Origin of the sequence: uncultured Rothia sp., assembly GCF_963544205.1 — a bacterium.
Classification (GTDB): domain Bacteria; phylum Actinomycetota; class Actinomycetes; order Actinomycetales; family Micrococcaceae; genus Rothia.
The window spans coordinates 285019-305051 of the sequence record NZ_CAUUDY010000001.1 but is presented as its reverse complement, the minus strand read 5'-3'; the positions used below and the strand labels follow the sequence as shown (position 1 = coordinate 305051).

At 56.9% G+C, this 20033-nt stretch carries 26 protein-coding genes; all 26 read left to right on the top strand.

The genetic code is table 11. From position 1 onward, the window contains the following. Nucleotides 1–233: 233 nt before the first annotated feature. The 26 genes from rpsJ to rlmN all read left to right on the top strand — a co-directional run bounded on the left by rpsJ (nucleotide 234) and on the right by rlmN (nucleotide 19946). Nucleotides 234–542 (top strand): 30S ribosomal protein S10, encoded by a 309-nt coding sequence (gene rpsJ, locus RWZ58_RS01260; protein ID WP_004005287.1) that lies wholly within the window; start codon nucleotides 234–236, stop codon nucleotides 540–542. Nucleotides 543–556: 14 nt separating this feature from the next. Then, nucleotides 557–1213, top strand: coding sequence for a 50S ribosomal protein L3 (gene rplC, locus RWZ58_RS01255; RefSeq protein ID WP_294628513.1), 657 nt, complete (start codon nucleotides 557–559; stop codon nucleotides 1211–1213). A 6-nt stretch (nucleotides 1214–1219) separates the two neighbouring features. Beyond that, nucleotides 1220–1837 carry a 50S ribosomal protein L4 gene (gene rplD / locus RWZ58_RS01250; RefSeq protein WP_005504957.1) on the top strand — a complete coding sequence of 206 codons (618 nt, stop codon included), beginning with the start codon at nucleotides 1220–1222 and terminating at the stop codon, nucleotides 1835–1837. After that, a complete protein-coding gene (gene rplW / locus RWZ58_RS01245; protein ID WP_005504959.1) occupies nucleotides 1837–2139 on the top strand; it encodes a 50S ribosomal protein L23 in 303 nt (100 codons plus the stop codon). The genes rplD and rplW overlap by 1 nt, the downstream gene beginning before the upstream one ends. 40 nt (nucleotides 2140–2179) lie before the next feature. After that, nucleotides 2180–3016: a 50S ribosomal protein L2 gene (gene rplB, locus RWZ58_RS01240; RefSeq protein ID WP_005504961.1), complete on the top strand. Its 837-nt coding sequence runs from the start codon at nucleotides 2180–2182 to the stop codon at nucleotides 3014–3016. Between the two features lie 12 nt (nucleotides 3017–3028). Next, a complete protein-coding gene (gene rpsS, locus RWZ58_RS01235) occupies nucleotides 3029–3310 on the top strand; it encodes a 30S ribosomal protein S19 (RefSeq protein ID WP_004005282.1) in 282 nt (93 codons plus the stop codon). A 60-nt stretch (nucleotides 3311–3370) separates the two neighbouring features. Then, a complete protein-coding gene (gene rplV / locus RWZ58_RS01230; protein ID WP_005504964.1) occupies nucleotides 3371–3736 on the top strand; it encodes a 50S ribosomal protein L22 in 366 nt (121 codons plus the stop codon). Then, on the top strand, nucleotides 3737–4534 hold the full coding sequence (gene rpsC / locus RWZ58_RS01225; protein ID WP_049331911.1) for a 30S ribosomal protein S3: 798 nt from the start codon (nucleotides 3737–3739) through the stop codon (nucleotides 4532–4534). Next, nucleotides 4535–4954 (top strand): 50S ribosomal protein L16, encoded by a 420-nt coding sequence (rplP, locus tag RWZ58_RS01220; RefSeq protein WP_044150210.1) that lies wholly within the window; start codon nucleotides 4535–4537, stop codon nucleotides 4952–4954. 5 nt (nucleotides 4955–4959) lie between these two features. After that, entirely contained in the window at nucleotides 4960–5199 is a 240-nt protein-coding gene (gene rpmC / locus RWZ58_RS01215; RefSeq protein WP_005504969.1) for a 50S ribosomal protein L29, read from the top strand. Beyond that, nucleotides 5196–5468: a 30S ribosomal protein S17 gene (gene rpsQ / locus RWZ58_RS01210; RefSeq protein WP_060824425.1), complete on the top strand. Its 273-nt coding sequence runs from the start codon at nucleotides 5196–5198 to the stop codon at nucleotides 5466–5468. The genes rpmC and rpsQ overlap by 4 nt, the downstream gene beginning before the upstream one ends. Nucleotides 5469–5955: 487 nt before the next feature. Then, nucleotides 5956–8724: an LPXTG cell wall anchor domain-containing protein gene (locus RWZ58_RS01205; RefSeq protein WP_314656877.1), complete on the top strand. Its 2769-nt coding sequence runs from the start codon at nucleotides 5956–5958 to the stop codon at nucleotides 8722–8724. A 934-nt stretch (nucleotides 8725–9658) separates the two neighbouring features. Beyond that, complete coding sequence (locus tag RWZ58_RS01200; protein ID WP_314656876.1) at nucleotides 9659–10849, top strand: hypothetical protein; 1191 nt, start codon at nucleotides 9659–9661, stop codon at nucleotides 10847–10849. 657 nt (nucleotides 10850–11506) lie between these two features. Then, nucleotides 11507–11878, top strand: coding sequence for a 50S ribosomal protein L14 (gene rplN / locus RWZ58_RS01195; protein ID WP_005504986.1), 372 nt, complete (start codon nucleotides 11507–11509; stop codon nucleotides 11876–11878). A gap of 3 nt (nucleotides 11879–11881) precedes the next feature. Beyond that, nucleotides 11882–12217, top strand: coding sequence for a 50S ribosomal protein L24 (gene rplX, locus RWZ58_RS01190; protein ID WP_314656873.1), 336 nt, complete (start codon nucleotides 11882–11884; stop codon nucleotides 12215–12217). Further along, a complete protein-coding gene (rplE, locus tag RWZ58_RS01185) occupies nucleotides 12217–12777 on the top strand; it encodes a 50S ribosomal protein L5 (protein ID WP_070819400.1) in 561 nt (186 codons plus the stop codon). The genes rplX and rplE overlap by 1 nt, the downstream gene beginning before the upstream one ends. A gap of 73 nt (nucleotides 12778–12850) precedes the next feature. Then, nucleotides 12851–13249 carry a 30S ribosomal protein S8 gene (gene rpsH / locus RWZ58_RS01180; RefSeq protein WP_049331925.1) on the top strand — a complete coding sequence of 133 codons (399 nt, stop codon included), beginning with the start codon at nucleotides 12851–12853 and terminating at the stop codon, nucleotides 13247–13249. A gap of 27 nt (nucleotides 13250–13276) precedes the next feature. Next, the gene (gene rplF, locus RWZ58_RS01175) at nucleotides 13277–13813 is read left to right on the top strand and encodes a 50S ribosomal protein L6 (RefSeq protein WP_005505004.1); all 537 of its coding nucleotides are present in this window, start codon (nucleotides 13277–13279) and stop codon (nucleotides 13811–13813) included. Nucleotides 13814–13815: 2 nt separating this feature from the next. Next, nucleotides 13816–14175, top strand: coding sequence for a 50S ribosomal protein L18 (gene rplR / locus RWZ58_RS01170; RefSeq protein WP_005505006.1), 360 nt, complete (start codon nucleotides 13816–13818; stop codon nucleotides 14173–14175). 29 nt (nucleotides 14176–14204) lie between these two features. Beyond that, the gene (rpsE, locus tag RWZ58_RS01165) at nucleotides 14205–14849 is read left to right on the top strand and encodes a 30S ribosomal protein S5 (RefSeq protein ID WP_171840195.1); all 645 of its coding nucleotides are present in this window, start codon (nucleotides 14205–14207) and stop codon (nucleotides 14847–14849) included. Between the two features lie 2 nt (nucleotides 14850–14851). Continuing rightward, complete coding sequence (rpmD, locus tag RWZ58_RS01160; RefSeq protein ID WP_004005265.1) at nucleotides 14852–15058, top strand: 50S ribosomal protein L30; 207 nt, start codon at nucleotides 14852–14854, stop codon at nucleotides 15056–15058. 2 nt (nucleotides 15059–15060) lie between these two features. Beyond that, on the top strand, nucleotides 15061–15507 hold the full coding sequence (gene rplO, locus RWZ58_RS01155; protein WP_005505008.1) for a 50S ribosomal protein L15: 447 nt from the start codon (nucleotides 15061–15063) through the stop codon (nucleotides 15505–15507). 282 nt (nucleotides 15508–15789) lie between these two features. Continuing rightward, entirely contained in the window at nucleotides 15790–17097 is a 1308-nt protein-coding gene (gene secY, locus RWZ58_RS01150) for a preprotein translocase subunit SecY (RefSeq protein ID WP_314656872.1), read from the top strand. After that, entirely contained in the window at nucleotides 17094–17657 is a 564-nt protein-coding gene (locus tag RWZ58_RS01145) for an adenylate kinase (RefSeq protein WP_049327567.1), read from the top strand. Before secY ends, RWZ58_RS01145 begins: the two co-directional genes overlap by 4 nt. A gap of 119 nt (nucleotides 17658–17776) precedes the next feature. Beyond that, a complete protein-coding gene (map, locus tag RWZ58_RS01140) occupies nucleotides 17777–18616 on the top strand; it encodes a type I methionyl aminopeptidase (protein WP_314656870.1) in 840 nt (279 codons plus the stop codon). Between the two features lie 115 nt (nucleotides 18617–18731). Then, nucleotides 18732–19946, top strand: coding sequence for a 23S rRNA (adenine(2503)-C(2))-methyltransferase RlmN (gene rlmN / locus RWZ58_RS01135; protein ID WP_314656868.1), 1215 nt, complete (start codon nucleotides 18732–18734; stop codon nucleotides 19944–19946). Nucleotides 19947–20033: the final 87 nt, after the last annotated feature.

The following is a 20033-nucleotide window of genomic DNA, read 5'->3' as shown; positions in this document are numbered from 1 at the left end:
AGGTAGGCCCACGTATGACCCGGTCCGAAGGATGACGGGACGAGTTTGTCTAGACAATAGGCGACACGCCCGAGTTCGGGGGTCGGTACTCAGGCGGGGTGAGGAACCCGGCAAAGCCGGATTCAGTCCGTTCTGAGTGGCGCACGTGATGAATATATCGCGTTCCTTAAGCGCTATAACAAAGGGGCAAAAGCTCCGATACAGGGAATACATCAAGAAAGAGAGTCCGACAGATGGCGGGACAGAAAATCCGCATCCGTCTGAAGTCCTATGACCACGAGGTCATCGATTCTTCGGCACGGAAAATCGTCGAAACGGTCAAGGGCGCAGGCGCAACTGTAGTTGGCCCCGTGCCGCTGCCGACCGAGAAGAACGTCTACTGTGTTATTCGTTCTCCCCACAAGTACAAGGACAGCCGCGAGCACTTCGAGATGCGTACGCACAAGCGTCTGATCGACGTTGTTGATCCGACCCCTAAGGCTGTTGATGCCCTCATGCGTCTTGACCTGCCGGCAGACGTGAACATCGAGATCAAGCTGTAGAGGATCGCATCTAAATGACTAACAAATTCGAGCGCCAGGTGAAGGGCCTGCTGGGCACCAAGCTCGGCATGACCCAGGTCTGGGACGAGGACGGCAAGTTCGTGCCCGTCACCGTCGTCAAGGCTGATTCTAACGTTGTTACCCAGATCCGTAACCAGGAAACTGATGGCTACGAAGCCATTCAGATTGGTTTCGGTGCAATCGACTCTCGCAAGGTTACCAAGCCCCTGGCTGGTCACTTCGAGAAGGCCGGTGTTACCCCCCGTCGCCACATCGTCGAGCTGCGTACCGCAGATGCTTCTGAGTATTCCCTCGGTCAGGAACTGACCGTTGAGCTCTTCGAAGCAGGCCAGAAGGTCGACGTCGTTGGTAAGACCAAGGGTAAGGGCTTCGCAGGTGTTATGAAGCGTCACGGCTTCAAGGGTGTTGGCGCATCTCACGGTCAGCACAAGAACCACCGTAAGCCCGGTTCCATCGGTGGCGCATCCTACCCCGCACGCGTGTTCAAGGGTATGCGCATGGCTGGCCGTATGGGCGCAGCACGTCACACTACCTTGAACCTGACTATCCAGGGTGTGGACGCAGAGAACAATGTCCTGCTGATCAAGGGCGCAATCCCCGGTCCCAAGGGCGGCGTTGTTCTGGTTCGTACCGCTGTGAAGGGAGCCTAATACATCATGGCTGTTAAGACCCTTAAGGTAGACCTGCCCGCAGAGATTTTCGACGCGCAGGCATCCGTGCCCCTGCTGCACCAGGTTGTCGTTGCACAGCTCGCTGCTGCACGCCAGGGCACCCACAAGACCAAGAACCGCGGCGAGGTTTCCGGTGCAGGCCGTAAGCCCTTCAAGCAGAAGGGTACCGGTAACGCACGTCAGGGCTCCATCCGTGCACCGCACATGACCGGCGGTGGCGTTGTTCACGGTCCGACCCCGCGTAACTACGCACAGCGCACCCCCAAGAAGATGATCGCCGCTGCACTGCGCGGTGCTCTCTCCGATCGCGCTCGTCACGACCGCGTCCACGTTGTCGAGAACTTCATCTCCGGTGAAACCCCCTCGACCAAGGCTGCAAAGGCTGCATTCGCAGCTATCACCGAGCGCAAGAACATCCTTCTTGTGATTGCTCGTGCAGAGGACGTTGTGGCTCTGTCCGCACGTAACCTGGAGAACGTCCACGTTCTGTACGCAGACCAGCTCAACACCTACGATGTGCTGGTTTCGGACGACGTGGTCTTCACCAAGGCAGCATTCGACGCATTCGTTGCTGCAGCTCAGAAGAAGGAGGGCGCTAAGTAATGAGCGTTTCCACCAAGTCTGTATACGACGTGATCATCGCTCCCGTCGTTTCCGAGAAGAGCTACGGTCAGCTCGACGAAGGTAAGTACACCTTCGAGGTCGCTACCGATTCCAACAAGCTGGAAATCAAGCAGGCCATCGAGAAGATCTTTGACGTCAAGGTTGCTTCCGTCAACACCATCAACCGTCAGGGCAAGCGCAAGCGCACCCGTTTCGGTTGGGGCGCTCGCAAGAACACCAAGCGTGCGATTGTGACCCTCAAGGAAGGCACCATCGACATCTTCGGCGGTCCGCAGGCATAAGCCCCGCGGAGACCACTTTAACGAAGGAAGAAATATCTAAATGGGTATTCGTAAGTACAAGCCGACGACCCCGGGTCGCCGCGGTTCGAGCGTTGCTGATTTCTCCGAGATCACCCGCTCCACCCCGGAAAAGTCCCTGCTTCGTCCGCTTCACAAGACCGGCGGCCGTAACAACACCGGTCGCATCACCACCCGTCACAAGGGTGGCGGCCACAAGCGCCAGTACCGTCTGATCGACTTCCGTCGTCACGACAAGGACGGCGTGAACGCACGCGTTGCACACATCGAGTACGATCCCAACCGTACCGCTCGCATCGCACTGCTGCACTACTTCGATGGTTCCAAGCGCTACATCATCGCTCCGAACAAGCTCGCTCAGGGCGACATCGTCGAGTCCGGTCCCGCAGCTGACATCAAGCCCGGTAACAACCTGCCCCTGCGCAACATCCCCGTTGGTACCGTGATTCACTGTGTCGAGCTCCGTCCCGGTGGCGGCGCAAAGCTGGCTCGCTCCGCAGGTGCTTCTGTACAGCTGGTTGCTAAGGAAGGCAAGTACGGTCAGCTCCGTCTGCCCTCCGGCGAAATCCGCAACGTGGATGTTCGCTGCCGCGCAACCGTTGGTGAGGTCGGCAACGCCGAGCAGTCCAACATCAACTGGGGTAAGGCTGGCCGTAACCGCTGGAAGGGCATCCGCCCGACCGTCCGTGGTGTGGTCATGAACCCGGTTGACCACCCGCACGGTGGTGGTGAAGGTAAGACCTCCGGTGGTCGTCACCCGGTTAACCCCAACGGTAAGCCCGAGGGTCGTACCCGTCGTCCCAACAAGGAAAGCGACAAGCTCATCGTTCGTCGCCGTCGTACTGGCAAGAAGCGCTAAGGAGCCTGACACATGCCTCGTAGTTTGAAGAAGGGCCCTTTCGTTGATCAGCACCTCTACCTGAAGGTTGCAGCTCAGAACGAGAAGGGCACCAAGAACGTAATCAAGACTTGGTCGCGTCGCTCGATGATTATCCCCGACATGCTCGGTCACACCATCGCAGTGTACGACGGTCGCAAGCACGTGCCGGTGTTCATCACCGAGTCGATGGTTGGTCACAAGCTCGGCGAGTTTGCTCCGACCCGCACTTTCCGCAGCCATGTGAAGGACGACCGTAAGGGCAAGCGTCGCTAATCGGTTCACACCGATAAGCTAACGTTTCCCTTTCGGCAATAGACGAAAGAGAGATAGGCAATGGAAGCCAAGGCATCAGCGCGTTTCGTTCGCGTTACGCCTATGAAGGCCCGCCGTGTCGTCAACCTGATCCGTGGTAAGCAGGCGGAAGAGGCTCTGGCGATTCTGAAGTTCGCCCCCCAGGCAGCTTCGGAACCGGTATACAAGATCGTTGCTTCGGCAGTAGCTAACGCTCGTCAGAAGGCAACCCAGCAGGGTCTGCCCTTCCGCGAGGAAGAGCTGTTCATCAGCGAAGCATTCGTGAACGAAGGCCCGACCATGAAGCGCATTCAGCCCCGCGCTCAGGGTCGTGCATACCGAATCAACAAGCGCACCAGCCACATCACCGTGGTAGTTGCTACCCCGGAGAAGGAGGAGGACCGCTAAATGGGTCAGAAAATTCACCCGAACGGTTTCCGACTGGGCATCACCACTGACCACGTCTCCAAGTGGTTCGCTGATTCCAACAAGCCCGGCGAGCGTTACGCTGACTTCGTCCGCGAGGACGTAAAGATCCGCGAGCTGCTGGCAAAGAACCTGGATCGCGCAGGCGTTGCAAAGGTCGAGATTGAGCGTACCCGTGACCGCGTGCGTGTGGACATCCACACCGCTCGTCCCGGTATCGTGATTGGCCGCCGTGGCGCAGAAGCAGACCGCATCCGCGGCGAGCTCGAGAAGCTCACCGGCAAGCAGATTCAGCTGAACATCCTTGAGGTTGCTAACCCCGACCTCTCCGCTCAGCTGGTTGCACAGAGCATCGCAGAGCAGCTCGCATCGCGTGTTGCATTCCGCCGTGCCATGAAGAAGGCAATCCAGTCCGCGCAGCGTGCAGGCGCAAAGGGTATTCGTATCCAGTGCTCCGGCCGTCTGGGTGGCGCTGAAATGTCCCGTTCCGAGTTCTACCGCGAAGGTCGTGTGCCCCTGCACACCCTGCGTGCGAACATCGACTACGGCTTCTTCGAGGCTAAGACCACCTTCGGTCGCATCGGCGTGAAGGTCTGGATCTACAAGGGCGACCTGACCGACAAGGAGCTGGCAGCTCAGCAGGCAGCAAACAACCGCCGTGGCAACCGCCGCGATGGTGACCGCCGCCGCCAGGGCAACCGTGGTCCTCGTCGCGAGCGCCGCAACGAGAACGCTTCGGCAAAGGTCGAGGCCAAGACTGCAGAGAACGGTGAGGCATAAATGCTTATTCCCCGTCGAGTAAAGTACCGCAAGCAGCACCACCCCAAGCGTAATGGTCTCGCAAAGGGCGGCACCGAGGTTAGCTTCGGTGAGTGGGGCATTCAGGCCCTGTCGCCCGCATACGTGACCAACCGCCAGATTGAGGCTGCACGTATCGCAATGACCCGTCACATCAAGCGTGGCGGTAAGGTCTGGATTAACATTTATCCCGACCGTCCGCTGACCAAGAAGCCCGCTGAAACCCGTATGGGTTCCGGTAAGGGTTCGCCCGAGTGGTGGGTCGCAAATGTCAAGCCGGGTCGAGTCATGTTTGAACTCTCCGGTGTGTCCGAAGAAGTGGCTCGCGAGGCAATGCGCCTGGCAATCCACAAGCTCCCGATGAAGGCACGTGTTGTGCGTCGCCGCGAAGGTGGTGAATAAGCGAGATGGCAGTAGGATCCAAGGACCTGAGCATCGATAAGCTCGCAGAGCTCTCCAACGAAGAGCTGGCTGCAAAGCTGAGCGAAGCGAAGAAGGAACTCTTCAACATCCGCTTCCAGGAAGTCACCGGTCAGGCTAACGCAGGTCGTCGCCGCACTATCAAGCGCGACATCGCACGTATCTACACCGTGCTGCGTGAGCGCGAGCTCGGTATTCGTCCCGCAACTGAAGGTGAGTCCAAGTGAGTGAAGTAAAGAACGAAGAGCGCGGCTACCGCAAGACCCGCCGCGGCTACGTTGTCTCCGACAAGATGGACAAGACCGTTGTCGTCGAGGTCGAGGACCACGTGAAGCACGCACTGTACGGCAAGGTCGTTCGCCGTAGCTCCAAGATCAAGGCACACGACGAGCAGAACACTGCTGGTATTGGTGACCTCGTTCTGATTGCAGAGACCCGTCCGCTGTCCGCTTCCAAGCGCTGGCGTATCGTGGAGATCCTGGAGAAGGCTAAGTAAGCCCTCTAAGGACTCTCTGCTAGAGCAGTAAAAGAGCCCCTATCCTACCTAGGTAGGATAGGGGCTCTTTGTTTTAACCTCTGTAGGGGAGACAGAAGCGGGCTATTCTGTGAAGCCTAGAACCGACAGCGGAGGTAATAAAAGACTGGATAAATATTTGTCATAAAACTTTTGAAGACGTCACATAGAAAAGTGGTCACTTTTGCCGGACAACGCTATCAAAGAGCCACGTAGCTTGAGCTGGAGGAAGAAATCCCCTTGTGGAGCGTGTCTACGGGGCTTTTGGAGGATTGCGACGGTGACTAAAAGAATCGTGAGAAGCGTGGACGCTGATAAAAGCTGCTTGAAAATAACCTAGTGAGGCACTTATTATCAACTTTATAGTTGCTTAGTCTAGCCTTGCCTAATCATTAGGGGCTTAGCTATGCATCTTCCGGAGGTTGCACGACCTTTGGAGAAGTACCACTACACATCATCGAGGATCAGCATGACTTCTTCACCCAAGCCCTCACGTAAGCTGCTCGCCATTGCTGGCGCACTTTCCGTTGTCGCAGGTTCTTTCGCTGCGGTTCCCGCTACTTTTGCGGCAAACGTCTCCGCTTCTGTCCCCGGAGGAAACTCCCAGACCTCTGCTGAGGAATGCCGCCACATCGCAGTGAGCGCTACCCAGTACCAGGGCCTGCCCGGCCAGTACCAGCTGGCATACTCTGCGGCAACCTCCTCCCTCTACACTTCCTTCTCCTCCGGCCGCCCGCCGGTACTGACCGGTGGTGTCGGCACCTGGAACGTTGCATCTAACCCGAGCCTTGCCACTGTCTACCAGTTCCCGACCACCGACTTCACCGCACGTGGCGCTACCGCACCGACCGGTAAGCAGATCGAATCTCCCTACGGTATCGCCTACGACGAGGCAACCGGATACGTATGGGTTACCCAGACCCGCGTTAACAAGGTATCTGTCTTCGATCCCGCGACCAACAAGATTATCTGGAGCAGCGCAGAAGGCGACGTTGACCACCCGCGTGAGGTACGTATCGATCCTTCCAGCGGCAAGGTATTTGTATCTGGCTCCGGCGGCATTAGCGTCTTCGACACCACTCGTCACGCTCTGGTCAAGAAGATCGAGTTCACCGATGCCAAGGGCGAATCGGACATCGCAATGAACATGCACGTAGACTCTGCCGATGGTAAGCTCTACGTGCCCTCCCTGAGTGCCGGCACCGTGAAGGTGATTGACACCAAGAGCTACGAGGTCGAGAAGACCATTCAGCTGCACAAGGACAATGCTGAAGCCGACCTGAACGCCTCTGACGTCACTATCGACAAGTCTCTGAAAGAAATCTACGTTAGCTCCCAGGGCGACCGTAAGGGTACTAACTCCGGTATTACCGTCTACGACCTGGAAACCGGCGCATACAAGAAGACTATTCCTTTCGGTCCCCAGGCTCTTGCCATCACCTCTGATGAAGCTCGTGACCTGCTGTACGTGACCGATTACGGTACCGGTAACGTCGGCGTTGTTGACGCACGAACTGGAACCGTTGTTTCTCAGGTGTCCACCGGCGCAACTAGCGGCGCAAATGACGTTCTGGTGACCGCAGATGGCAGCGCATACGCTGTAGCACGTAGCGTCGAAGGCGCTTCCGCTATCGAAACCGACTACACCATCGATAAGACCACCGGTGAATACCGCACCTCTAGCACCGAGCCTAAGGGCAAGGACAACGCAGATTCCCCGATTACCCCCGGCGTCATGGTGAAGATCAACACCACCGTTGAAACTGCCGCAAAGCCGGCAGCGCAGACTGCTTCTGAAGAGCTGGTGAAGACCTACGCCGACGGCGCTAAGCTCTACGCAGTGAAGGACTGGACCACCGGTGAAACCCTGAAACTGCGCGGTGAAGGTTTCAAGACTCAGGACGGTTCGAAGGGCTCCGTGCTCGCCGTTAAGCTGAACAAGGGTCGTATCTCCGCGAAGGAAGAGCCGAAGTTCAACGGCGTTGAGGGCAACAGCGCAGGTGTTTGGGCGTACATCCAGGCAGATGAAAACGGTAACTTCACCGCTGAACTGCCGTACCCGACCACCGAGAACTCCAACCTGACGGAAAATCTGAAGAGCGGCGATAAGGTATCGGTCTTCCTGCTCTCCGGCTCCGTCGTTGAAGGTGACACTCCTCGCGGTGGCGAAGCGCTCTCCGCAACTGTTGCAGAGAAGAAGGCAGACACCGCTGAGACCTGCGCACCGGCAGAAACCACCCAGGTCGCTGCTACTCCTTCTGGCGTGACTACCACTTACCCCGCCGGAACTAAGCTGAGCCTGCCTGATAGCGACGAGCCCACTCCGGCTCCGAGCGAGTCTGCTAAGCCCGAGCCGACTACTCCGGCTCCGAGCGAGTCTGCTAAGCCCGAGCCGACTACCCCGGCTCCGAGCGAGTCTGCTAAGCCCGAACCCAGCACCCCGGCACCCTCCGAAAGCGCAGAATCCAACGAAGTTGTACACGAGTACAAGGACGGCGCTAAGGTCTACTTCCCCAAGACTTGGGACGGCCAGAAGCTGACCTTCCGTGGTGAAGGCTTCAAGACTAAGGACGGCAAGGGCTCCGTCATCGCCGTCAAGCTGAACAAGGGTGCTATCTCTGCTAAGGAAGAGCCTAAGCTGGAGGGCGCAGAAGCTAACAGCTCGGGAGTGTGGGCATACATTAAGGCCGATGAGAACGGTAACTTCACCGCGACTATCGACCGTCCGACCGTCGCAAACTCTAACCTGAAGGAAGAGCTGCAGAACGGCGATAAGGTAGCTATTTACCTGCTCTCCGGATCCCTGGCTGAGAACGATAACGCACGTGGTGGCGTGGCCGTTGAATACACCTTTACGACCAGCAACCAGCAGCAGAATAACGATGCCAAGACCTCTCCTTCTAACCCCTCTGTCCCGGAGCCTTCCGCACCGGCAGACTCTAAGGACCAGGTAAAGAAGCAGGACGAGAACCCTGCGAAGGACCAGAACAAGGCTCCCGCGGATTCTTTGAAGTCTGAGGCGCAGAAGAAGGACAACAACGTACCCAACAGCGCACCGAAGACCACCGGCTCTTCCTCGCAGAACGGTACTTCTTCCAACGCCTCCAGCTCTTCGAACTCCTCGAAGTCTTCGCTGGCTAACACCGGTGCTTCGGGTGTTGTCGTTGCTGCCGGAATTGGTGTTCTTGCCCTGGTTATCGGTGCAACTGTGCTGGTAGCACGTCGCCGCAAGGCATAGCCCATAGGCTGTGGCAACCCACGATACCACTGCTCGGTAGAGGCGAAGGGGCGGACCGGGATCTACTAGAAATACAAGAACCTGATTAGCCTCGGAAACTACCGATATATCGCTGAAAGGGGCGGTACCCATCGACTTGATGGGTACCGCCCCTTTCAGCGTATATATGCCCGCGTTTAGGGAGGGGCAAGGACAAGACCAGGTAAGTGATGACAGAGGAGAAGCACTCTTCTACTGCGCTCGCCAGTCCCTATTTGACGAGTTAACAGTCTAAGAAAACGGAATATTGATTTTAGCGGCTCAGATACAACCTCAGATACAAAGAAAACCCGCACCGAAGTGCGGGTTTAGTGTCAAAGCGAGGTTCGGTCCCTAGACAAACGGATTAGCGAGGAAAAAGGGACCCAAGAAATCTGTCCGATAAGGACCGAACCTCTTGTTTGACGCATGCGTCTCTTCTATTATGGTACATCTCGCTGATTTTCGCACCTTGAAGCGCGTTTTTTACCAAAAAACTTGATTTTTGAAAAAACAACCCTTAATTTCTAAATTTTTAAGCAGATTTTTTCAGACTGCTGTTTTGAGAGGGGTCAGAAGTGACGAAATATTACGAAATCTATAGCTCTAGCCGACTCATAATAGGTCTACTGATTCTGTAAGGTGCCAGTATCTCTAGATAGATATCTTTCATGCTAACTATACGTAGAATGTTATAGCTTTTGTCGGGTAAATTTGCCCCGTTCAGAGCATGGGGGAGAGTGGCACATGGTGCCAATATAGGACGTCTCGATAACGAACGGTACAGCGTATGGGCTGTGCTAGAAAAGCCTCAAAGTGGTGGGCAAAGCGTAAGATATACAGCAAAAGCCTCGGATGCTAAGCCCGCAAAATATAGGCGAGCTAGCCTCCAAACTACACAACTCTGGAGATACTCATGGTTCCCTCTGTTGCAGGAGAAGGACAGAAAAATACGCTCGATAATAAGCGTTTTGCCGTGGCTCGTTCTGCGGGACTCGCTGGTCAGTATCAAGTGGCATACAACTCTGAAGAGAACGTTCTTTTTGTAAGCGGAAGCTATAACCATACAAAGACCCACGGCACTCTCTGTGCCACAATTGCTCGCATAAACGCAGATACCCTGCAGATTGAGAAGACAGCTGTTCTGCCCGCTATCCCGGAAAATAACCCCGAACTAGCAAGCCTCTTCCAGATTCAAGCTGCCTACGGCCTAGCCGCAGACAACGAACGGGGGCTTCTCTGGACCGGAGGAACGCGTACAAACTCCGTCACCGCATACTCCCAAAAAGATCTATCGCTCGTATGGGATTCTCTCACTCTAGGAGTAGAGGTGCTGACTCCGCGCGAGCTATACGTCGCACCCAACGGTGCCGTGCTCGTTACCGGCATGGGTGGCTACCAGGTGATTTCTGCGCCCAACGCAGAAGGGGAGCGTAAGGTTAGCGCCCTTCAAGGGGAAAGTCCCGCCATGCTGCTAGGACCCGTAGCGGATGAAACCCGTAGCCTCCTGTACATCCCGAATATTATGCGAGATGAAATCTGGGTTGTGGATATGAATACCTGGGAGCTCGTGCGCAGGCTACCCGTAATTGGAGGGGAAGATGTCAATGCTCCAGTCGGTGTACACGGCGTGGAGATTGACTCGTCGCGCGGTGAACTATATGTCTCTGCACAAGGGCGCGAGGGTAAGAACGGCGGTCTATACGTTCTGAGTCTTGAAGGCGAACGCCTCGATTATCTTCCTTTCGGAAAAATGCCCACCGATATCTTGCTCGATGCAGAACGTCACCTGCTTTATGTTGCTGATTTTGGTGGCAAGGGGGAGGCGGCAGTTGCTGGTGGCGGAACTATTACTGTCATCAATACGCTCAATCGAGCCATTATTGACACCGTGCAGGTGGCTCCCACCCGCATTAATCACCAGGTCCTGTTGAAGGACGGGAGTGTCATTGTTATCGATAAAGCAGGAGACTACCCTGCAGTTGAGGTTCCCTACGTGCTGGATGCGAACTCTGGCAAATACTACGAGGCGGCAGAAGAAGTTCGGCCGGGAGAACCGCCTCGCCCTATCGTTCGTGACGGTATCGCGAAAGTATATATGCCCTAGTTGCTGTGTGAAGAGCGGCTGAGTCGCCAACGTCGTGTCTGCTGTGCTCTAGCGTCGTATGCACGTTTGCGTAAGGAGCGGAACCGCCATGATCTCTCGCCAGCCCCGCGGCAAGTCTGTCGTGGAGGCATATTAAAACGTAGTAAAATACAAATATCTACCATCCTTGTTTGACACATTGTTTGGTAGATTTCTCGAGGCCCCTTCAGTTTCTTATGCGTCAGGAACTACACGAAGGGGCCTCCTGCTTTAAGTGTCAAATAAGAGACCTTCTCGTTCGATAGTGATGTGGGATATGAGGTTTTTTATCTCCAATGCATAGCTATCTCGGGGGATAGGGTAGGGGAGACCGAAATCATAGTTAATAAGCTCTTGCGCTAGATACCTGCTTCCTGTACAGTGTTAAGACTGTGTGGCTGTATCCAAATAGCCGCGCAACCACGGGCTTCTCGTGCCAGTGCATAATGCCGCTACTTACGGGTGGATACGCCCGCTTCACGCGGGTCCAAATGCTTCTGGCATGGGTTTGCCCCAGGCGTTTCCGCTAACCCCTTCCCTAGAGCTGGGGCCCGGGGCGTCAACCAATCCCGTAAAAATGTTCCGCAAGGCTGGCTCGCGCCTAAAGCGAGTCGGAACCGGCGAGACGACAGGAGAAATATGATTCAGCAGGAGTCGCGACTGAAGGTCGCCGACAACACTGGTGCGAAGGAAATCCTGACCATCCGTGTTCTCGGTGGTTCCTCGCGTCGCTACGCAGGCATCGGCGACATCATTGTCGCAACCGTCAAGGATGCAATCCCCGGCGGTACCGTAAAGAAGGGTGACGTTGTCAAGGCAGTCGTCGTCCGCACCAAGAAGGAAACCCGTCGTCCCGACGGCTCCTACATCAAGTTCGACGAGAACTCCGCAGTGATCCTGAAGAACACTGATGGTGATCCCCGTGGTACCCGTATCTTCGGCCCCGTGGGTCGTGAGCTTCGCGACAAGAAGTTCATGAAGATCGTTTCGCTGGCTCCGGAGGTGCTCTAATTCATGGCTAAGATCAAGTCCGGCGACCTGGTTCAGGTTATTTCCGGTGCAGATAAGGGCAAGCAGGGCAAGGTTCTGAAGGTTCTCCCCAAGGAAAACCGCGTGATTGTTGAGGGCGTTAAGGTCGTCACCAAGCACACCAAGGCTAACCCCCTGACCGGCGCAACAGGCGGCATTCAGAAGGTTGAGGCACCGATCCACGTTTCTAACGTTGCGATTGTTGACCCCGAGACCAAGAAGCCGACCCGTGTTGGTTTCCGCCTCGAGACTGTAGAGCGTGACGGCAAGGAGCGCACCGTTCGCGTGCGCGTTGCTAAGCGTTCGGGTAAGGACATCTAATGACCGAAACCAAGATCACCCCCCGCTTCAAGACCAAGTACGCTGAGGTCGTCGTTCCCGCTCTGCAGGAAGAGTTCAAGTACGAGAACGTCATGCAGACCCCGAAGATCGTTAAGGTCGTCGTAAACATGGGTGTTGGCGAGGCAGCTCGCGACGCAAAGCTCATGGATGGCGCAATCCGCGATCTCACCGCAATCACCGGTCAGAAGCCGATTGTTACCCGCGCTAAGAAGTCCATCGCACAGTTCAAGCTGCGCGAAGGTATGCCCATTGGTGCACACGTCACCCTGCGTGGCGACCGTATGTGGGAATTCCTGGACCGCCTCGTCACCCTGGCACTGCCCCGAATCCGCGACTTCCGCGGCCTCTCGGACCGCCAGTTCGACGGTAACGGTAACTACACCTTCGGTCTGACCGAGCAGTCCATGTTCCACGAAATCGATCAGGATTCGATCGACCGCGTGCGTGGTATGGACATCACCGTGGTGACCAGCGCCAAGACCGACGATGAAGGCCGTGCCATCCTGAAGGCACTGGGCTTCCCGTTCAAGACCAACTAACGACTACGTTGCAGGTCCAGACCCCGTTACCGCGGGGTAGGGAAACCACAACGAGGAAGGGCAAAAGCCCACAATGACTATGACTGATCCGGTCGCAGATATGCTGACCCGTTTGCGTAACGCAAACTCCGCATACCACGACACCGTATCCATGCCCTACTCCAAGCTGAAGTCTCGCATTGCTGAGATCCTGAAGGCTGAGGGCTACATCGCCGACGTGAAGGTTGAGGATGCAAAGGTCGGCAAGACCCTGACCCTCGTCCTCAAGTACGGTCCGTCCCGCGAGCGTTCCATCGCTGGCGTGCGTCGTATTTCCAAGCCGGGCCTGCGTACCTACGCAAAGTCCACCAACCTGCCCCAGGTTCTGGGTGGCCTCGGCATCGCAATCCTGTCCACCTCTTCGGGTCTGCTCACTGACAAGCAGGCTGCGAAGAAGGGCGTGGGCGGCGAAGTCATCGCTTACATCTGGTAGTCGGTTAGAAGAGAAAGGAAGAGAATAATGTCACGTATTGGACGTCTCCCCATCTCGGTTCCCGCCGGCGTTGAGGTTAAGGTCGATGGCAACCTGGTCACCGTTAAGGGCCCCAAGGGCGAGCTCTCCCACAAGGTAGCTTCCCCCATCACCGTGGCTCTGAACGAAAACGAGATCGTTGTATCTCGCCCGAACGACGAGCGCCTGTCTCGCTCGCTGCACGGTCTGACTCGTACCCTGATTCAGAACCTGATTATCGGCGTTACCTCCGGCTACGAGAAGAAGCTGGAAATCGTTGGTACCGGTTACCGTGTGACCCCGAAGGGTAACGACCTGGAGTTCGCTCTGGGCTACTCCCACCCGATCAACATCACCGCTCCCGAGGGTATTACCTTCGCAGTGGAGGGTGCTAACAAGCTGACCGTGTCGGGTATCGACAAGCAGCTCGTTGGTCAGGTTGCAGCAAACATTCGTGGTCTGCGTAAGCCCGATCCCTACAAGGGCAAGGGTGTTCGCTACGCAGGTGAGCACATCCGCCGCAAGGTCGGAAAGGCTGGTAAGTAAACATGGCTATCAAGTCGAAGGCAGCGCAGCGTGCACGTCGTCACGCTCGCATCCGCAAGTACGTTTCGGGTACCGCTGCGCGTCCGCGCCTGTGCGTCACCCGTTCGACCCGTCACATGTTCGTTCAGGTTATCGACGATGTCAAGGGCGTAACCCTGGCATCCGCTTCCACCATGGAAGCAGAGCTGCGTGCAGCTGACCTGGACAAGACCGCTAAGGCAAAGCGCGTTGGTGAGCTCGTTGCAGAGCGCGCCAAGGCAGCTGGCGTTGAGGCAGTCGTGTTCGACCGCGGTGGTAACAAGTACCACGGCCGTGTTGCAGCCGTTGCTGACGGTGCACGCGAGGGAGGTCTTGCACTCTAATGAGCGAGCAGAACGTAAAGGAAACTCAGGTGAGCGAAGCAGTAGTAGCTGAAACCGCTGAGACCTCCAACCAGCGCGAGGAGCGCCGCAACAACCGCGGCGAGCGTCGTGGCCGTGGTGAGCGCCGTAACAACCGCGCTCGCGAGGAGGAGAAGGACAAGTACATCGAGCGCGTTGTGACCATCAACCGCGTTTCCAAGGTCGTCAAGGGTGGTCGTCGCTTCAGCTTCACCGCACTGGTCGTCGTTGGTGACGGTAACGGCCTGGTCGGCGTTGGCTACGGTAAGGCTAAGGAAGTTCCCGCAGCAATCTCCAAGGGTGTCGAGGAAGCAAAGAAGAACTTCTTCCGCGTTCCCCGCATCGAGGGTCGCACCATCCCGCACCGTGTGCAGGGTGAGGCAGCTGCAGGCGTTGTGATGCTCCGTCCGGCAACCGCTGGTACCGGTGTTATCGCAGGTGGCCCCGTGCGTGCAGTACTCGAGTGCGCAGGCATTCACGACGTGCTGTCCAAGTCGCTCGGTTCCTCCAACCAGATCAACATCGTTCACGCAACTGTTGCAGCACTCAAGGAGCTTGAGGAGCCCCTGGCAGTGGCAGCCCGCCGTGGCCTGCCCACCGATGAGGTTATCCCCAGCTACCTGCGCAACACCAAGTCTGAAAAGGCAGGTGCGTAATAATGGCCAAGCGTATTCAGCCCAGCGACGCAAAGCTGGAAATCACCCAGGTCAAGTCCTATGTTGGTCAGAAGCAGAACATGCGCGACACCCTGCGTTCCCTGGGCCTCAAGCGCCCCGGCAACAAGGTAGTCCGCACTGCTGACCCCGTCACCGTTGGCATGGTTAACACCGTTGCTCACCTGGTGAAGGTTGAGGAGGTCAAGTAAAGATGGCAGAAGCTATCAAGATTCACGATCTGCGCCCGGCACCGGGTGCCCACAAGGCAAAGACCCGCGTTGGCCGCGGTGAAGGCTCCAAGGGTAAGACCGCAGGTCGCGGTACCAAGGGTACCAAGGCACGTTACCAGGTTCGTGCAGGCTTCGAAGGCGGCCAGCTGCCGCTGCACATGCGCCTGCCGAAGCTGCGCGGCTTCAAGAACCCCTTCCGCACCGAGTACCAGGTTGTTAACCTGGACCGCATCCAGGAACTGTTCCCCAACGGTGGCGACGTCACCGTCGAGGCACTGGTTGCTAAGGGTGCCGTTCGTAAGAACGAGCTCGTGAAGGTTCTGGGCAACGGCGAAATCTCCGTCAAGGTGAACGTTGTTGTCGACAAGGCATCGGCTTCCGCTATCGAGAAGATCGAGGCCGCTGGCGGTTCTGTAACCGTTAAGTAGTCTTCAAGACGAGAAAGCCCCCGTCCATACGCAGTATGGACGGGGGCTTTTTGCTGCTTGAAAAGATTCACAACAGGACTATATTCCTGTATTCGCATATTTGAACGCTTGGTGTACGCCACATTTTGTGTTCAAAAATCACGCTAAGAGAATATAAAAGCTACATAATCTGCTAGGGAGTTATCGCTACCCACTCTAAACACGATAGACTGGAAGATGTGTTTACTGCGCCCTAAAACTCTTTGAGAGAGATGGGCGCCCCATAGATTTACAGGAGGACATGTGCTGAGCGCAGTGGGGCGAGTCTTTAAGACTGCCGATTTGCGGCATAAGCTGCTGTTTACCCTGGCAATGATTGTGCTGTACCGCCTGGGTACCTTTATCCCCGCGCCGGGTGTTTCCTACGGAAATGTACAGCAGTGTCTGAACGCTAACGTTACAAGCGGCGGCGTTTACGATATTGTGAACCTCTTCAGCGGTGGAGCACTGCTGCAGCTGTCAATCTTTGCCCTCGGCGTGATGCCGTACATTACCGCGTCTATTATCATCCAGCTGCTGCGCGTGGTTATCCCGCGCTTCCAGGAGCTGCACGACGAAGGCGCACAGGGCCAGGCAAAGCTCACCCAGTACACCCGATACTTGACCATTGCCCTCGCTCTGCTGAATGCAACCACCATCGTCTCGATGGCACGCTCTGGCGTTCTGCTGGGTAACTGCCCGGGCATCATCCCCCAGGACGACGTACTGCACATCCTGCTGATTATCGTCACCCTGTGTGCGGGTACCACCGTCATCATGTGGATGGGCGAGCAGATTACCGAGCGTGGCGTCGGCAACGGCATGTCCCTGCTGATCTTCACCTCCATTGCGTCCTCCTTCCCGAGCGCTCTGGGCTCCATCCAGCGCACTCACGGTTGGGGTATCTTCGCGGCTGTCTGCGGTATTGGCCTGCTGGTCATGCTCGCCGTGGTCTACGTGGAACAGTCCGTTCGCCGTATTCCTGTGCAGTACGCAAAGCGCATGATTGGTCGACGCACCATTGGCGGCACCAGCACCTACATCCCGCTGAAGGTCAACATGGCCGGTGTGATCCCGCTGATCTTCGCGTCCTCCCTGCTGACCCTGCCCGGCCTGATTGCCCAGTTCAACACCCCCACCGACGGCTCCACCCCGCCGGACTGGGTCAACTGGATTAACGCATACCTGGTGCGCGGCGATCACCCGCTGTACATCGTCCTCTACTTCTTCATGATTATTGGCTTCGCGTACTTCTACGTGGCGGTCACCTTCGACCCGGTGGAAGTAGCGGACAATATGAAGAAGTACGGTGGCTTCATCCCCGGTATTCGTGCCGGTAAGCCGACCGAGCGTTACCTCAGCTACGTACTCAACCGAATTACGTTGCCTGGCGCACTTTACCTGGGTGTAATTTCCATGATTCCCCTGGTAGCGCTTATCCTATTCAACGCAAACCAGAATTTCCCGTTCGGCGGCGCCTCGCTGCTGATTGTGGTGGGTGTTGGTCTTGATACTCTCAAGCAGATCAACGCTCAGCTCCAACAACGAAACTACGAAGGATTGCTCCGATGAACCGTCTGCTCATCGTCGGCCCTCCCGGTGCAGGTAAGGGCACCCAGGCCGTCAAGATCGCTGAAGCGCTGAAGATTCCCGCGATTTCCACCGGTGATATCTTCCGCAAGAACATCAAGGAAGAGACCGAGCTGGGCAAGGAAGCGAAGTCGTACATCGACTCCGGCAACCTGGTTCCCGACTCCGTCACCAACAACATGGTGCGCGCACGCCTGGAGGAGGGCGACGTCGTCAACGGCTTCCTGCTCGACGGCTACCCCCGCAACACCTCCCAGGTGCACGAGCTGGACTCCATCCTCGAAGCCAAGGGCGAGAAGATTGACCGCGTTCTCCTGCTGGTTGCAGACAACGACGAACTCGTCGAGCGTCTGCTCAACCGCGCAGCAGAGCAGGGTCGTACCGATGACAACGAAGAGGTCATCCGTCACCGCCTGAAGGTTTACGAAGAAGAGACCGCACCGCTGATCGCAATCTACCGCGAACGCGGCATCGTCAAGGAAGTTAACGGCCTCGGCGAGATTGCTGAAGTCACCGAGCGCATCCTCGACGCTCTGAAGTAATCTTCTGCTGTACCCCCGCAATTTGAGGTGCATGATGCATCACAAAGACTTGCGGGGGTACAGTGCTGTCTGTAGAGTTCTAAGCTTGGGCGCACCGCCCCTATACCTAAGGAGCCAGAATGGCACGAGTCGAAATCAAAACCAATGCACAGCTTCAGCAGATGGCTCGTGCAGGTGTTATCACCAGCCGCGCACTTGACGCGGCCGTAGCGGCAGCCCGCCCCGGCGTAACTACCGCAGAGGTGAATGCCGCCTTTGAACGCACCATGCTGGAACTGGGCGGTACCTCCAACTTCTACGGCTACTACGACTACCCGGCAACCGTATGCACCTCCGTCAACCACGAAGTTGTTCACGGTATCCCCGGTGACTACGTTCTGAAGGACGGCGACATCCTCTCTATCGATGGTGGCGCGTACGTTATTGACCCCGCCACTAACCGCCAGTGGCACGGCGACTCGGCACGCACCGTTCTGGTTGGTAACAACGTGAGCGAAGCCCGCGCGGAGCTCTCCGCCGTCACTCGCGAGGCAATGTGGCACGGCATCGCTGCCCTGGCAACCGCAAAGAAGGTCGGCGAAATCGGTCTTGCCATCGAGGCGTACGTGACCGAAGAATACGGCGATAAGTACGGCATCATTGAGGACTATGTGGGCCACGGCATCGGCTCGCAGATGCACATGGCACCGGACGTGCTGAACTACGCAGTGCGCGACATGGGTCCGAAGATCAAGCCCGGCATGGCATTCGCCATTGAACCGATGCTCGTCACCGGTTCTATCGAGACCAAGGTGCTTTCCGACGACTGGACAGTTGTGACCGTTGACGGCTCCGACGCCTGCCAGTGGGAACACTCGGTCGCCGTGCACAGCGAAGGTATCTGGGTCCTGACCGCAGAAGACGGCGGCGCAAGCGAACTTGCTCGCTTTGGCGTAACTCCTGTGCCCATCCCCGCCTAGATTCCACTCCGAGGCGTAGGGGAGGGGCATCTACCTCTACAGTAAGAAACCGGCGAATCCGGTCCGGTGCGTGATAGCGCACCCGAAAGCATCCATATCACAAGGAAGAAGCTCTATGAGCGAAACTCTCAACAGCTGCGAGGCAGCCGCACCCGCCGCGACCAAGGTGCCGGTTGAAATCTCGAATGTTCGCCCCGCCCCCGGGCAGATTGCGCTGAAGGCGCCGCGCCGCGCGAAGCCGCCCAAGCACATCGCTGACTTCGACATGGCTGGCCGCCGCGAATTTCTGAAGGAACTGGGCTACCAGTCGTTCCGTGCATCCCAGCTGTCTAAGCACTATTTTGAGCGTCTGGTCACTGACCCGGCTGAGATGACTGACCTGCCGGCTAAGGACCGTGAACAGATGGTTGCCCAGGCTATGCCGCAGCTTCTGACTCCGGTGCGTACTCTTGAAGCTGATGGTGGCGACACCCTGAAGGTTGTACACCGCCTCTTTGATGGCGCGCTCATTGAGTCCGTCATTATGCGCTATGACAACCGCGTGACCATGTGCATCTCTTCGCAGGCTGGCTGCGGCATGAACTGCCCCTTCTGCGCGACCGGTCAGCAGGGTTTGACCCGTAACCTGTCCACCGCTGAAATTGTGGAGCAGGTTGTAGCCGGTGCCCGCTACCTGAAGCAGATGAAGGGTCTGGAAGAAGCAGAAGGCGGCTCTGAGGATACTCGTCCGCTGCGTGTTTCCAACATTGTGTTCATGGGTATGGGCGAGGCGCTCGCTAACTACAAGGCAACTATGGGTGCTGTGCATCGCCTGATTGATCCGGCGCCGGAGGGTCTGGGTATTTCTGCTCGAGGTCTGACCATGTCGACGGTGGGTCTGGTTCCGGGCATCCGCAAGTTTGAGCTGGAAAAGCTGCCCATTACTTTGGCGCTGTCTCTGCACGCTCCGGACGACGAGCTGCGTGATGAGCTGATTCCGATTAACCAGCGCTGGAAGGTCGACGAGACTCTGGATGCTGCGTACGACTACTACCGTACGACTGGCCGCCGCGTTTCCATTGAGTATGCGCTGATTCGCGATATTAACGATCAGGGGTGGCGTGCGGACCTGCTGGGCAAGAAGCTGGCTCAGCGTGGCCGTGGCTGGGTGCACGTGAATCCGATTCCGCTGAACCCGACTCCGGGATCAAAGTGGACTGCATCCCGTAAGGGCGTAGAACAGAACTTTGTGGAGCGTCTGCGTGCTCACGGTATTCCGACGACTATTCGTGATACTCGCGGTTCTGATATTGACGGTGCATGCGGTCAGCTTGCCGCTAAGGAAGACTAGGCAACTGAGCTTTGACCGATAAACGGTGCCCCTTTCCCACGCGAGGAAGTCCTTAAGGCTTTCTCAAAAGTGGGGGAGGGGCTTCTT